The following is a 13293-nucleotide window of genomic DNA, read 5'->3' as shown; positions in this document are numbered from 1 at the left end:
TCTCCTAGTGAGGAATTAGGCTGAAATTAAGCCTGAATACCGGTGATTTTGATCTCGGTGTACCACTGGCGGTGGCCCATACGCTTCATGTGGTGCTTACGGCGACGGAACTTGATGATGCGGACTTTATCGTGACGACCTTGGGAGATCACTTCAGCCACAACGGTAGCGCCGGCAACAACTGGAGCGCCGATGTTCACGTCGTCGCCATTGGCGACCAACAGAACGCGATCAAAAGTAACGGATTCGCCAGTAGCGACTTCCAGCTTTTCGATCTTCAGGTATTCACCTGGGGCGACTTTGTATTGCTTGCCGCCAGTAACGATTACTGCATAAGACATGGTATTTCTCCGAAAATCCTGCTCACCCAGCTCTTTATAGGAAGAGGTATTGGCTGGCATGGCTGCACGGGGCTGGAAAGGCCCATGTGCAATTGCGTAAGGCAGGTGCTGCCCAGGAAAGTTAGGGTGCGCGATTGTACGCAAGCCGCGAACGCCTTGCAAGCGGCCTTACGTCACGCCTTGACAGGGTGGGGCCTGCAACCTAGCATGCCGCGCAACCCTTCTGGAGCACGTCTCGCTGATGCAACCCCAAGCCTTCTACCGCGCTGTGGCGGACGACTTTACAGCCGTCGACCACATTATCAAGAAGCAGCTGACATCGCGCGTGCCGCTGGTCTCGAAAATCGGCGACTACATTACCTCCGCCGGTGGCAAACGCCTGCGTCCATTGCTGGTGCTCCTGTGCGGCAAGGCACTGGGCAGCGGCGGTGATGACCTGCGTCTGCTGGCCGCCACCATTGAATTCCTGCACACCGCCACCCTGCTGCACGACGACGTGGTCGACATGTCCGGCATGCGCCGTGGCCGCTCGACCGCGAACGCCATGTGGGGCAACGCCCCGAGCGTGCTGGTCGGGGACTTCCTCTATTCGCGCTCGTTCGAAATGATGGTCGAGCTCGGTTCGATGCCGGTCATGCAGATCCTGTCCAAGGCCACCCGCGTCATCGCCGAAGGCGAAGTCCTGCAGTTGTCGAAGATTCGTGACGCCAGCACCACCGAAGAAACCTACATGGAAGTGATTCGCGGCAAGACAGCCATGCTGTTCGAAGCCTCGACCCACAGCGCCGCAGCCCTGGCCAAGGCGGGCCCGGAACAGAGCGAAGCACTGCGCACCTTCGGCGACCACCTCGGCATCGCATTCCAGCTGGTCGACGATCTGCTCGATTACCGTGGCGACGCAGAAACCATGGGCAAGAACATCGGTGACGACCTTGCAGAAGGCAAACCTACCCTTCCGCTGATCTACACGATGCGCGAAGGCACGCCGGAACAAGCAGCGCTGGTGCGTCAGGCCATTCAGAAAGGCGGCCTGGAAGATTTGGCAAGCATCCGCGATGCCGTCGAGAAGTCGGGATCGCTGGACTACACCGCTCAACTGGCTCGCGACTACGTGGCACGTGCCATCACCTGCCTGGACGCCCTGCCCCCCAGCGAATACCGCGACGCCCTGATCGAGCTGAGCGAGTTCGCGGTCGCACGCACGCACTGATCCGCCGCTCGTTACACCGAAAGCCCGTCCACATGACGGGCTTTTTGTTGCCTGCACCTTCTACCTGCAAGAGTGGCTCGCCCTGCAAGTACTGGCTTTGCTGTCGCTGCGCAACCGATCGCGGCGCAAGCCACGCCCCTGCAGGTATAGCGCTGCGGGCTACCCCTGCGGCACATAATGCGAATTAATCTCAAATAGAACCTTGCTATTCCTCAGATAAGAATTATTCTCATTGGAAACCTTCAAGGAGAATGAACATGACTTATCTGATCGACGCCTGGCTGGATCGGCCCCACCCTTACCTTCGTATCCTCCATCGCGAGACAGGCCAGGTCTGTGCAGTGCTGGAAGAAGACGCTCTGGACGAATTGCGGGATCAGGGAGATCTGGACGTCAACAGCCTGAGCTCGTGCGAACCCGGTGTTCAAAAGGAGATGGTGAGAAACCTGTTTCTGTTCTGCTACGCCCGAGCCTTGCGCCCGGCCTGTGAACTGCACTGATGCCACTGCCTGAATACGACGTGGCCGGGTGAACACGTATGTCCACCCGGCAACGATCTGCTTGCAGCTTTACGCTGCTGCTACAGCCTTACAGAACGTCGAGCAGTTCTACGTCGAACACCAGAACGCTGTGCGGCGGGATGCTGCCCACGCCTTGTGCGCCGTAAGCCAGCTCGCTAGGAACGTGCAGACGCCATTTGCTGCCGGCCTTCATCAGTTGCAGTGCTTCGGTCCAGCCTGCAATCACACCACCGACCGGAAACTCGGCAGGCTCACCACGATCGTAGGAACTGTCGAACACGGTGCCGTCGATCAGCATGCCGTGGTAATGCGTGCGCACGTTGCTTTCGCGGGTAGGCTGAGCGCCTTCACCGGCGGTGATGACTTCGAACTGCAAACCCGAGTCCAGCGTGGTCACGCCTTCGCGCTTGGCGTTCTCGGCCAGGTAATGCTTACCAGCGCCAGCGGCGGCTTCTGCTTTGGCAGCGGCTTCAGCCTGCATGATTTCGCGAATGACTTTGAAGCTCGCGGCCATTTCTTCCTGGCTGACGCGGCTTGACTGGCCACCGAAAGCGTCGGTCAGACCGGCCAGAATGGCGTCCAGATTGACGCCCGGCGGCGGGTTGTCACGCAGTTGGTCACCCAACTGACGGCCGATGCCGTAGCTGACGCGGGTTTCGTCGGTGGACAGATTGACTTCGGACATAACGCTGCTCCGCTGAAGAGCGCCCGCGGGCGCCCTGATCTAAATGGCCGAGCAGCCTAGCACAACAGGATATATCCAGTAACAAACTACCAGGCCGAACGGATAGAAAGCGGTACGCGCACCGTTTGCTCTTCTGTGTCATGCAGGCCGCACATCTCATCGTGAACCACCGCATGCACCAGGTTGAACGGCATCGGCGTTATCGCGTGCAGCACATCCCGTGCGTGCTCGACCGAACGCAGGTGCAGGGTCTTGCCCCGCGCATCGTTCAACGGATGAGCAGCGCCATGCATGCGCGCCTCCAGCAAGTAGATGCCGCCTTCCATGGAGATGAGGTTGAGTTCGTCAATGCGACCAGCACTGGCGTGGGCAGTCAGTTCCTGCAGATTCATGAGAGGACCCTCGTTGATCTCGGACTTCAGTGAGCGAATCACAAGTCTCGCCCACTCTGGCCGGAGTACAAGGTGCAGGGCGTGCCGCTGGTCATTTTTTGTTCACGCCACAAAAACCAGTGTGGGAGCGGACTCATGCGCGAGACGCCAGTACATCCGATACCTCGTTATCGTCAGTACTCGCTCATCGCGAATGAATTCGCTCCCACAGGGTATTGCTTAATGCTTCGTCAGCTTGTCCAGATAGCCCATCGCAAACGCCGACACGACAAAGGTCATGTGGATGATCACGTACCACATCAGGTACTGCGGTTCGATGTTCTTGGCGTCCATGAACACCCGCAGCAGGTGGATCGAGGAAATCGCGACAATGGACGCGGCGACTTTCATCTTCAACGATGAGGAGTCCATTTTGCCGAGCCAGTTGAGCTTTTCCTTGTCTTCGTCGATGTCCAGTTGAGAGACGAAGTTTTCGTAGCCGGAGATCATGACCATCACCAGCAGACCGCCAACCAGCGCCATGTCGATCAGCGACAGCAAGACCAGAATCAGGTCCGACTCGGCCAGCGAAAAGACGTTGGGAATGACGTGGAAGATTTCCTGGAAAAACTTGAGCGCCAGCGCCAGCAATCCCAGAGACAAGCCAAAGTAGATCGGCGCCAGTAACCAGCGCGACGCGTACATGGCATTTTCGATAAAACGTTCCATTGAAGCTCACAGATAATTGAAAGCTCGCGAGTATAGGGCGAAGCCGTTCTGGCACAACCCTTTACGACAAGACTTGAAACAATTAACCCGGAGGGAAAAACCTCGACGAACCCGCGCTACGACCCTGGACGCCAGGAAAAACAGACGCGGCTTTCGTCGAGACATTAGTGCCTGTCAGTTAACAGGGGAAGTGCGCTGGCTGTGGGATGAATCGCCATTGATCCGTCGTAGCTCACCTTGCAAATGAAGGCTCCAGATCGGTATTTCTTCTGCGGTCTGATAGCCATGCAGCGCCAGACTCTCGGCAATCGCATCCAGCACCGACTCAGCGGCGACCGGACCATGAAAAGGCCCTTGAGCCTTGAGCGCAGAAGGTTGTTCCCCGGACATCCCGGCAGCGAACAGCAAGGTCCACATACCGTTATCGCCGGACAGCGGGCGAATCACACATTCGATACGGGTCACCAGACCCAAACATTGGCGAGTAAGACAGAGGCTGCGCGGCATGGCGAGCTCCTCATTGAGTGCAGTATTCATTCCCTGGAACCGCTTCGGAAATGCGTCAGTCCATTTGACAACTGCTGCAACACGACAATATCGAACAAATACCCTGTAGGAAAAGAGTGAAAACAAAAAGGGCGCCGAATGGTCATTTGGCCATCAGACGCCCCGTTTAGTTGACGTCAAACTGTCAACTTTTCAGTTCCGGTTGTAATTGTGGCGCCTCTTTTTCGAGCTCTTTGAGGTCCTCTTCGCTGAGCATTTCGGCGATGTCGCGAAGGCGATCCACCACTCGACCGTTGACCGAATCCTCAGGGAATTGACCCTCTTCGTCAGCCTCACCCACCGGCTCGCCCACCAACAGACTCAGCGCCTCGTCGACCTGACGCACGGCGTAGACATGGAACTGTCCGGCACGCACGGCCTGCAAGACCTTTTCATCGAGCATCAGCGTGGCGACGTTGGCTTGCGGGATGATCGCGCCCTGATCGCCTGTCAGACCTCGCGCCTCACAGAGTCGGAAGAAGCCTTCGATCTTCTCGTTGACCCCGCCGACCGCCTGGACTTCACCGAACTGGTTGATCGAACCCGTGATCGCGAAGCACTGCTTGAGCGGTGTCTTCGACAACGCGGAAATCAACGTGCAGACCTCACCGAGCGAAGCGCTGTCGCCATCCACATAACCGTAGGACTGCTCCAGCGCGATGCTTGCGGAAATCGCCAGCGGGAATTCCTGCGCATAGCGACTGCCCAGGTAACCGGTGAGGATCATCACGCCCTTGGAGTGGATCGGCTGACCGAGGTTGACCTCACGCTCGATGTCGACAATGCCGCTGCCACCCGGGTACACCGTGGCGGAAATCCGCGCAGGCACACCGAACGCCGAGTCGCCGACTTCCAGCACCGTCAGGCCGTTGCACTTGCCGACCGCCGCGCCCGCGGTGTCGATCAGAATGATCCCGGCGAGCATGTCGTCCAGAATGCGGGCCGAGACGCGACCGGTGCGCGTCGCCTTGGCTTTCAGCGCGCGTTCGATGTGACCGGCGTCGGTCCGCTCGTCGTTCGCCAGGCTGCGAATGAAGTCCGCCTCACTCACCAGTTGGAACAGATCGCCGATGCGTGCCGACAGACGCCCCTGGTGTTCGGCCAGACGCGCGCTGTAAGTCGCCAAACGCGCCACCGCATCGGCGGTCAGCGGCGCCATGCCTTCTTCCGAGGTACGGGTTTTGAGCAACTGGGCGAACTGCTCCAGGCTTTCGTCGACCATCGGGATGTCTTCATCGAAATCCACCAGCACCCGGAACATCTCCTGGAAGTCCGGATCGAGGTCCTGCAGCGTGTAGTACAGCGAACGGGCGCCGATGATGATGACTTTGACCTGCAGCGGGATGGTCTGCGGCGTCAGGGTCACCGTGGCAATGCGGCCCAGCTCGCCCAGCGGCGACTCCATCTTCAGCTTGCGCGATTGCAGGGAACGCTTGAGCGCGTCCCATACGAACGGCTCGCTGAGCATTTTTTCAGCTTCCAGAATCAGGAAGCCGCCGTTGGCCCGGTGGAACGCACCCGGGCGCAGCTGGCGATAGGTGGTGTACAGCGCGCCTTGATCGGTGCTGTATTCGATACGGCCAAACAGATTGTCGTACGTCGGGTGGGGCTCGAAGACCACAGGCGCTCCGCCGCTGGCCGAGTGACCGACCACCAGGCTCGGGCAGTATTGTTCTTCCAGCAGCTTGCGCGCCTGCGCATCGGCCTTGCTGTCATCGACCAGTTGCTCGACCACGGTTTTCAGCAGGTTGACCTGCATCGCCTGCAAATACGCGCAGACCGCGGCGTTTTCCGCGTACTGCTCGGACAGCGGCGCCAGCAGTGGCTGCAAGGCCAGAATGATGGTCTCTTCATTCAGCTGACGCATCTGGTTGTTGGACTCGCGCTTCCACTGCGGCAGGCTGGCGAGTTCCTCGTTAAGACGCTCCTCCAAGGCCGAAATATCGTCGTGAAAACGGTCGCGATCGGCTTCCGGCAACTGCGAGAACTCCGCCTCGTCCAGCGCCTTGCCGTCCAGCATCGGGGTGAAGGCAATGTTGCTGCTGTCTCGGTACAGCGCAATGTCTTTTTCCAGGGCAAGGCGTTCGATCACGTCCAGCGCCCGGTCATAACGTTGGTTGAAGGCGCGGTCAATGGCGCTCTTCTTCTGCTGGTAGGACGGATGCTCGAAAACGGCCGGAAACGTCGACAGAAGGTTGTCGATCAGGCCGTTGATGTCGGCGATGAACGCACTGGCACTCCCCGGCGGCAGCTCCACTGCACGGGGCTCGCGCGACTCTTCGAAGTTATTGACGTAGACCCAGTCGGAGGGGGTCTGCATGCGCTTGCCCTCAGCCTTGAGGTAGCGCTTGACGAAGGAGAAGCGACCGGTGCCGGGCTCTCCCATAACGAACACGTTGTAACCGGGCCGCGGCATGGCGACCCCAAACTGTAGAGCCTCGACCGCTCGTTCCTGGCCGAGCACGCCGCGAAAGGGTTCCAGATCGTTGGTTGTCGTGAAGCTGAACTGTTCAGCGGAAAAGGGACGGGTCAGCGCTTCAGGCGCAAGTCGCAAGCTGGCAGCAACAGGATCGGGCATCGGACATCCTTACATCAGGCGGGGCAGATGGGGGCATTCTGGCGCTCGCCGCACCCGACTGGCAAGGCAAGAACCATCGGAATGTTTTTTATGGATGAGGACCGTTCCTACAGGCTTTAAGGACACGAACTGCATACAACAAAGTGTAATAACCAACGGAACGTTCAGATCGTGCCTAAACTCCAAGCGGAGCGGCCGGTAACAAATTAAATAACCGACCCTCCCTGGCGCCGGTACTGGCCAGGACCCGACCCTTGGTTGAAACAACAGAGACTAAAGCTATGAAACGGATTCTTCTTGGTACTCTCTTCGCCGCTGTGTCCATCAACGCCATGGCTCAAGCCCCTGGCGGCCCAGACTGCGGCTGGGGCAACATGCTGTTCGAAGGTCAACGCGGTACCCCCGCCCACTTCCTCGCTTCCACCACCAACGGCACCTCCGGTAACGCCACGTTCGGCATGACCTCGGGCACCAACGGCTGTTCCACCAACAGCGCCCTGACCTACGGCGGTAAATCCTGGATTGCCATGAACGGCATGATGGACGAGCTTTCCAAAGACATGGCGATGGGCCAGGGCGAGGCACTGACGACCTATGCGGTCGTACTGGGCGTTGCACCGGAAGACCGTGCGCATTTCGCCGCAGTCACCCACAACCACTACCAGCAGATCTTCAACAAGGCAGACGCCACCGCTGAAGACGTGCACACCAACACCCTCGATGTGCTGAAGAACGATCCGACGTTGGCCAAATACGCAACTCAGGCTTAAATACGATCTGCCTGCCTTCTTCGGGGGGCAGGCTTGCACCGCTTTCGTTTAGCTTCCGTCTACCTGATTAGTTGCCAATCTATGCTCAAACGCCTTGCCTGGCTGGCGCTCTGTGTCTGCGCCCCGCTGTATGCCGCGCCACACGTCAAAGATGATCGTTTGCAGCAATTGGCCGATTCCAGATTCTGGGTCGCTATAGGCCATTATGAAGCCGGTAAGCTCGGTGGATGGCGCAGCTATGTCGACGACCCCAAATTTTTCCTTGCCGTTAACGGCGCCCACGACCCCAAAGCCGAGCTCGCTGCCACGCTTGAGGCGATCTATCGTCCCGTCGTTGAGGGCAAAGAAAACGCGCATCCACAGTGCGTATACCCCTCGCGCACCCGTTTTTTGCGTGACGAGCTGAAGCTGACTGACCTGCCCGCCGTCGACTGCAAAGAATTCAACAAGTGGTTCTCTGATGTCGCGCCCGACAGCACAGTGATGATCTTCCCGGCCGCGTACCTCAATAGCCCGTCGTCGATGTTCGGCCACACCTTGCTGCGTATCGATCAGGCCGGCGTGGAGGCGAACAAGACCGCCCTGCTCAGCTACGCGATCAACTTCGGCGCCTACATCGAAGGCTCCGACAACAGCATCCTGTACGCCTGGAAAGGCCTGATGGGTGGCTATCCGGGGCTGTTCGCGCTGGTGCCGTATCAGGAAAAACTCTCTGAGTACCGCAGCCTGGAAAACCGCGATCTGTGGGAATACCGGTTGAACCTGACGCCGGAAGAAACCCGGCGCATGGTCGAGCACGTGTGGGAACTCAAACAGATCCGCTTCGGTTATTTCTTCTTCGACGAAAACTGCTCCTATCGCCTGCTCGAACTGTTACAGGTCGCGCGCCCCAGCCTGAACCTGACGCCGCAGTTTCGCCTGACCGCAATCCCCACCGACACCGTGCGCGCCGTCAAGGAAGCCGGGCTGGTGGAGAAGATCGATTATCGGCCTTCGAAGGAACGTGAACTGCTCAGCCGCGCCGAGCCGCTGAACCATGATGAAAAACAATGGGTACTGAAAGTCAGCGCTGATCAGCAGCAGATGCAGAGCCCTGAATACCTCGCCGTGCCAAAAGAGCGGCGCGCGTTGATTCAGGACGCGGCTTATCGGCTGGAGCGCTACCGCGCCAACGGTCTGGAGCGCGACCCGGTGCGTTCGCAGCGCAGCTATGACTTGCTGCGTGCAATCAGCACCAATCCGCCGCCCGAGCTGGAAATCGAGCGTCCGGGCTTGCCGGAAGACGGTCATGAATCGCGCACCTGGCAATTGGGCGCCGGCACGCGCGATGACAAGGCGTTCGCCGAATACGGCTTGCGCATGGCGTATCACGACCTCAACGACAACGCCTACGGCTTCCCGCTCGGCGCACAGATCGAGATTCTTCAGCTCAAGCTGCGTCAGTACGAAGACAGTCGCTGGCAGGTTCAGCAACTGGACCTGGCGACCATTCGCTCGCTGACCCCTCGCAACGAACTGTTGCAGCCATGGTCGTGGCAAGTGGCAGGCGGGCTGGAGCGTGTGCTGGGCAAGCATGGCGACGAGAATCTGGTCAGCCACGTCAACGGCGGCGCGGGCGGGACCTGGAAGCTGGGTGACGACGTGCTGGGCTTTGCACTGGGCACGGTCCGGATCGAGCACAACAATGACTTCGACGCGCTCGTCTCACCCGCCGCCGGTTTCAATACTGGCGTTCTGTGGCGCAATCCGCTGGGCAATTTCAGCCTGGAAACCAAAGGCGATTACTTCACCAACGGCGAAGTGCGCCGCAACATCAGCTTGAATCAGCAGTGGGAGCTCTCGCGTAATCTGGGCCTGCGGCTCAGCGCACAACGGGAATTCAGCCAGCTGACGTCGCCGGTGAACGAAGTGATGCTTGAGTTGAAGTGGTATCACTATTAGAAATGCAAACCTGTAGGAGCGCGCTTGGTCTGGGCGGCCTTCCGACGAATGCGGTACGTCAGCCGACGATGATGTACCAGGCAAATCGCAATCGCGAGCAAGCTCACTCCTACAGCAACGCGGCGTTTTCCGTTGATCCGCACTCAAACTGTCTTCGCGGTATACCCCTCCTCCTCGATCAGCCCGATCACCTGCTCGCTCGCCAGCTCGCTTTGCACCCTGACCTCGCCTTTGGCCAGATCGATCTGCACGTCAGCAGCCGGGTCTTCACCCTTGATTGCGTTGGTAACGGCGCGGACGCAGTGCCCGCAGGTCATGCCTTGAACGTTGAATACTTGCATGTGATGACTCCTCGGTTGAGTGGCTGCTCACAGGGTGAAACAGCGGGATGTCGCCATGTTCGACCTTCCCACCGTGGCAAGGTCAAGTTTCCCGTGAATCTGCCGGGCTGGTATTCCGCGATTTACTGAGCCAAAGTGTTTCATCAACGAACATCAGGAGAATCGGCAATGCGCTGGTCAGCCTTTCGCATCGCAGGTTTTATCGGCCTGTTGGCTTCCGCATCCTGGGCTCAGGCCGATCAGGACTACGGCGTACTCATCATTTCCCGCGAGCGGCTGGAAGTGGCCACGTCCTGCGAGATCGGTATCTACATGCAGGATCAGCTGGTCGGTCGACTGTTTCAGGAAGAGTCACGCTCCTTCAACCTGCCGGCCGGTGATCTGTCCGTGCGCCTGCGGGTCCTGCCCGGCCAGACGCCCGGTTGCTCGCCCGGCATCGAAGCGCAGAACAATACCCGCCTGCACATCAATGCCGGCGATGTCCTGAAATACCGGATCGCCTCCGGCCCGAAGGGCATGTATCTCAAAAAAGCCAACCTGAATTATTGATGCAACTCAGGACTTGACCTTGCCAACGTGGCAAGGTTGATCCTTGCTGGCAATCGCCTTCAAGGAGTACCCCACCATGTCCAGCCCCACTACGTTCGACCTGCCGATCAGCGGCATGACCTGCGCCAGTTGCGTGGGTCGCGTCGAGCGCGCCTTGCGTAAAGTCCCCGGCGTCACCAGCGCCACCGTTAACCTCGCCAATGAACGCGCTCACGTGGAAGTCGCCGAGCCGATCGACCCGGCGAGTCTGATCGCCGCTGTCGACAAAGCCGGCTATGGCGCGAGTCTGGACCAAGACCCTTCCGTTCAGGAGGCCGACCAGCAAAAACGCCATGACAGCGAACGCTGGCACTTGATGCTGGCGATCGTCCTGGCGGTGCCGCTGGTGCTGCCCATGCTGCTGCAGCCGTTGGGTATCCACTGGATGCTGCCCGCCTGGGCGCAGTTTCTGCTGGCGACACCCGTTCAATTCTTCATCGGTGCGCGCTTCTACGTCGCCGCGTGGAAAGCCGTACGGGCCGGTGCGGGCAACATGGACCTGCTCGTCGCCCTGGGCACCAGCGCCGGCTATGGCCTGAGCGTGTATCAGTGGCTGATGGCGGCGCCGGGCAGCATGCCGCATTTGTATTTCGAAGCATCGGCCGTGGTCATTGCGCTCGTATTGCTCGGCAAATACCTGGAAAGCAGTGCCAAACGCCAGACCGCCAGCGCCATCCGGGCACTTGAGGCGTTGCGCCCGGAACGCGCGATTCAGGTCATTGATGGGCAGGAACACGACGTCGCCATCAGCGCACTGAAAGTCGGCGACCTCGTGCTGGTCAAACCCGGCGAACGCTTTCCGGTCGACGGTGAAGTCATCGAAGGCCAGAGCCACGCCGACGAAGCCCTGATCAGCGGCGAGAGCCTGCCGATCCCCAAGCACCCGGGTGACAAGGTCACTGGCGGCGCGATCAATGGCGAGGGCCGCTTGTTGGTCAGCACTCAGGCCTTGGGTGCGGAAACCGTGCTGGCGCGCATCATCCGCCTCGTTGAGGACGCACAGTCCGCCAAGGCGCCCATCCATAAGCTGGTGGATAAGGTCAGCCAGGTGTTCGTTCCGGTTGTCTTGCTCCTGGCGATCGCGACGGTGATCGGCTGGCTGTTGGCAGGCGCCTCCCTGGAAGCCGCCTTGATCAATGCCGTGGCGGTGCTGGTGATCGCGTGCCCTTGCGCACTGGGCCTGGCGACGCCCACCGCGATCATGGCCGGCACCGGCGTCGCGGCGCGCTACGGCATCCTGATCAAGGACGTCGAGGCGCTTGAGCGCGCGCATGAAGTCACCGCCGTGGTGTTCGACAAGACCGGCACCTTGACCTCCGGCGCACCCCGCATAGCGCACATGGCGACCTTGAACGGCGACGAAGACGCCTTGCTGGAGATGGCAGGCGCATTGCAGCGTGGCAGCGAACACCCACTGGCCAAAGCCGTGCTGGACGTGTGCAGCGAGCGTGGCCAGATACCGGCTGACGTCAGCAATAGCCGGTCGCTCGCCGGGCGTGGGATCGCCGGCACCTGGAACGGTCGCGATCTGGCGCTGGGCAACCGGCGCCTGCTGGACGAAAGCGACCTGAACATGGGATCGCTTGCTGATAACGCCAAGGCGTGGGAAGCCGAAGGCCGCACCTTGTCGTGGTTGATCGAGCTGAGCCCGCAGCGGCAGGTGCTCGGGTTATTCGCGTTCGGCGACACGCTCAAGCCTGGCGCCGCTCAAGCGATCGAACAGCTCACCCGACGCAACATCAGCAGCCATTTGTTGACCGGCGACAACTGGGGCAGCGCCAAAGCCGTGGCCAACGCGCTGGGCATCAGCGATGTCCACGCCGAAGTCTTGCCCGCCGACAAAGCCGCAACGGTGATGGAACTGAAGAAAACAGGCGTGGTGGCGATGGTCGGCGACGGCATCAACGACGCGCCTGCGTTGGCGGCAGCGGACATCGGCATCGCGATGGGTGGCGGCACCGATGTGGCGATGCACGCCTCGGGCATCACGCTGATGCGCGGCGACCCGCGCCTGATTCCCGCCGCACTGGATATCAGCCGCAGGACCTACGCGAAGATTCGTCAGAACCTGTTCTGGGCCTTCGTCTACAACCTGATTGGTATTCCGCTGGCCGCGTTCGGCCTGTTGAACCCGGTGCTGGCAGGCGCTGCTATGGCGCTGTCCAGCGTAAGCGTCGTCAGCAACGCCCTGCTGTTGAAAACCTGGAAAATGGCTGATCAACAGCCGGACGAAGGAGAGGCGCCATGAATATCGGCCAAGCCGCGAAGAGCAGTGGTCTGAGCGCAAAGATGATTCGGTACTACGAGTCCATCGGCTTGCTGCAGGCAGCCACCCGCACTGACAGCGGCTACCGCGTCTACAGTACTAACGACCTGCACACCCTGGCGTTCATCAAGCGCTCGCGGGATCTGGGCTTTTCACTGGAAGAGGTCGGCAAACTGCTGACCTTGTGGCAAGACCGAGGTCGAGCCAGCGCCGATGTGAAAGCGCTGGCCCACAAACACATTGTGGAGCTGAATCAGAAGATCGAAGAACTCGCGGGCTTGAGGGACACGCTGCAGGATCTGGTCGAGCACTGTCAGGGCAACGATCGACCGGACTGCCCCATCTTGAAGAATCTGGAGTCGGGGGGGTGTTGCCATTAAGCCCTGCGCAGACAACAAAAAACCCG

The 13293-nt window shown here is 59.8% G+C and carries 14 protein-coding genes; 7 read left to right on the top strand and 7 right to left on the bottom strand.

The genetic code is table 11. The features are described from left to right. Nucleotides 1–26 precede the first annotated feature (26 nt). Nucleotides 27–341, bottom strand: a complete 315-nt coding sequence (gene rplU, locus BLS87_RS08715) for a 50S ribosomal protein L21 (RefSeq protein WP_007950961.1) — start codon at nucleotides 339–341, stop codon at nucleotides 27–29. Between the two features lie 241 nt (nucleotides 342–582). Between rplU and BLS87_RS08710 the strand changes: the two genes are divergently transcribed. Then, a complete protein-coding gene (locus BLS87_RS08710; RefSeq protein WP_074752081.1) occupies nucleotides 583–1551 on the top strand; it encodes a polyprenyl synthetase family protein in 969 nt (322 codons plus the stop codon). A gap of 257 nt (nucleotides 1552–1808) precedes the next feature. Continuing rightward, a complete protein-coding gene (locus BLS87_RS08705) occupies nucleotides 1809–2051 on the top strand; it encodes a PA4570 family protein (protein WP_074752079.1) in 243 nt (80 codons plus the stop codon). A gap of 88 nt (nucleotides 2052–2139) precedes the next feature. Here BLS87_RS08705 and bamJ read toward each other — a convergent pair whose 3' ends face one another. The 5 genes from bamJ to BLS87_RS08680 all read right to left on the bottom strand — a co-directional run bounded on the left by bamJ (nucleotide 2140) and on the right by BLS87_RS08680 (nucleotide 6981). Further along, on the bottom strand, nucleotides 2140–2757 hold the full coding sequence (gene bamJ, locus BLS87_RS08700) for a BamJ family beta-barrel-assembly machinery protein (protein ID WP_074752077.1): 618 nt from the start codon (nucleotides 2755–2757) through the stop codon (nucleotides 2140–2142). A gap of 86 nt (nucleotides 2758–2843) precedes the next feature. After that, on the bottom strand, nucleotides 2844–3149 hold the full coding sequence (locus BLS87_RS08695; protein ID WP_074752075.1) for a DUF6482 family protein: 306 nt from the start codon (nucleotides 3147–3149) through the stop codon (nucleotides 2844–2846). Nucleotides 3150–3368: 219 nt separating this feature from the next. Beyond that, nucleotides 3369–3857, bottom strand: coding sequence for a TIGR00645 family protein (locus BLS87_RS08690; protein ID WP_037015447.1), 489 nt, complete (start codon nucleotides 3855–3857; stop codon nucleotides 3369–3371). A 174-nt stretch (nucleotides 3858–4031) separates the two neighbouring features. Continuing rightward, entirely contained in the window at nucleotides 4032–4364 is a 333-nt protein-coding gene (locus BLS87_RS08685) for a PA4575 family protein (protein WP_074752073.1), read from the bottom strand. A gap of 184 nt (nucleotides 4365–4548) precedes the next feature. Further along, nucleotides 4549–6981 carry a Lon protease family protein gene (locus BLS87_RS08680; RefSeq protein ID WP_074752071.1) on the bottom strand — a complete coding sequence of 811 codons (2433 nt, stop codon included), beginning with the start codon at nucleotides 6979–6981 and terminating at the stop codon, nucleotides 4549–4551. 281 nt (nucleotides 6982–7262) lie between these two features. On the opposite strand from BLS87_RS08680, the gene BLS87_RS08675 reads away from it, so the two are divergent. Both BLS87_RS08675 and BLS87_RS08670 read left to right on the top strand, forming a co-directional pair. Beyond that, nucleotides 7263–7751: a DUF3015 domain-containing protein gene (locus BLS87_RS08675; protein WP_074752069.1), complete on the top strand. Its 489-nt coding sequence runs from the start codon at nucleotides 7263–7265 to the stop codon at nucleotides 7749–7751. A gap of 81 nt (nucleotides 7752–7832) precedes the next feature. Continuing rightward, nucleotides 7833–9692 (top strand): Lnb N-terminal periplasmic domain-containing protein, encoded by a 1860-nt coding sequence (locus BLS87_RS08670; RefSeq protein ID WP_074752067.1) that lies wholly within the window; start codon nucleotides 7833–7835, stop codon nucleotides 9690–9692. A 143-nt stretch (nucleotides 9693–9835) separates the two neighbouring features. Here BLS87_RS08670 and BLS87_RS08665 read toward each other — a convergent pair whose 3' ends face one another. After that, nucleotides 9836–10033, bottom strand: coding sequence for a heavy-metal-associated domain-containing protein (locus BLS87_RS08665; protein ID WP_074752065.1), 198 nt, complete (start codon nucleotides 10031–10033; stop codon nucleotides 9836–9838). Between the two features lie 168 nt (nucleotides 10034–10201). Between BLS87_RS08665 and BLS87_RS08660 the strand changes: the two genes are divergently transcribed. The 3 genes from BLS87_RS08660 to cueR all read left to right on the top strand — a co-directional run bounded on the left by BLS87_RS08660 (nucleotide 10202) and on the right by cueR (nucleotide 13267). Further along, nucleotides 10202–10582, top strand: a complete 381-nt coding sequence (locus BLS87_RS08660) for a hypothetical protein (RefSeq protein ID WP_074752063.1) — start codon at nucleotides 10202–10204, stop codon at nucleotides 10580–10582. Nucleotides 10583–10658: 76 nt separating this feature from the next. After that, entirely contained in the window at nucleotides 10659–12869 is a 2211-nt protein-coding gene (locus tag BLS87_RS08655; RefSeq protein ID WP_074752061.1) for a heavy metal translocating P-type ATPase, read from the top strand. After that, nucleotides 12866–13267 carry a Cu(I)-responsive transcriptional regulator gene (gene cueR / locus BLS87_RS08650; protein ID WP_074752059.1) on the top strand — a complete coding sequence of 134 codons (402 nt, stop codon included), beginning with the start codon at nucleotides 12866–12868 and terminating at the stop codon, nucleotides 13265–13267. Before BLS87_RS08655 ends, cueR begins: the two co-directional genes overlap by 4 nt. Nucleotides 13268–13293 lie beyond the last annotated feature (26 nt).

The organism is Pseudomonas abietaniphila (assembly GCF_900100795.1).
Taxonomy (GTDB): domain Bacteria; phylum Pseudomonadota; class Gammaproteobacteria; order Pseudomonadales; family Pseudomonadaceae; genus Aquipseudomonas; species Aquipseudomonas abietaniphila.
This window is presented reverse-complemented; position numbering and strand designations above follow the sequence as displayed.

Coding starts and splice junctions, on each gene's coding strand:
- rplU (WP_007950961.1), bottom strand. CDS start 341: ATGTCTTATGCAGTAATCGTTACTGGCGGCAAGCAATACAAAGTCGCC.
- BLS87_RS08710 (WP_074752081.1), top strand. CDS start 583: ATGCAACCCCAAGCCTTCTACCGCGCTGTGGCGGACGACTTTACAGCC.
- BLS87_RS08705 (WP_074752079.1), top strand. CDS start 1,809: ATGACTTATCTGATCGACGCCTGGCTGGATCGGCCCCACCCTTACCTT.
- bamJ (WP_074752077.1), bottom strand. CDS start 2,757: ATGTCCGAAGTCAATCTGTCCACCGACGAAACCCGCGTCAGCTACGGC.
- BLS87_RS08695 (WP_074752075.1), bottom strand. CDS start 3,149: ATGAATCTGCAGGAACTGACTGCCCACGCCAGTGCTGGTCGCATTGAC.
- BLS87_RS08690 (WP_037015447.1), bottom strand. CDS start 3,857: ATGGAACGTTTTATCGAAAATGCCATGTACGCGTCGCGCTGGTTACTG.
- BLS87_RS08685 (WP_074752073.1), bottom strand. CDS start 4,364: ATGCCGCGCAGCCTCTGTCTTACTCGCCAATGTTTGGGTCTGGTGACC.
- BLS87_RS08680 (WP_074752071.1), bottom strand. CDS start 6,981: ATGCCCGATCCTGTTGCTGCCAGCTTGCGACTTGCGCCTGAAGCGCTG.
- BLS87_RS08675 (WP_074752069.1), top strand. CDS start 7,263: ATGAAACGGATTCTTCTTGGTACTCTCTTCGCCGCTGTGTCCATCAAC.
- BLS87_RS08670 (WP_074752067.1), top strand. CDS start 7,833: ATGCTCAAACGCCTTGCCTGGCTGGCGCTCTGTGTCTGCGCCCCGCTG.
- BLS87_RS08665 (WP_074752065.1), bottom strand. CDS start 10,033: ATGCAAGTATTCAACGTTCAAGGCATGACCTGCGGGCACTGCGTCCGC.
- BLS87_RS08660 (WP_074752063.1), top strand. CDS start 10,202: ATGCGCTGGTCAGCCTTTCGCATCGCAGGTTTTATCGGCCTGTTGGCT.
- BLS87_RS08655 (WP_074752061.1), top strand. CDS start 10,659: ATGTCCAGCCCCACTACGTTCGACCTGCCGATCAGCGGCATGACCTGC.
- cueR (WP_074752059.1), top strand. CDS start 12,866: ATGAATATCGGCCAAGCCGCGAAGAGCAGTGGTCTGAGCGCAAAGATG.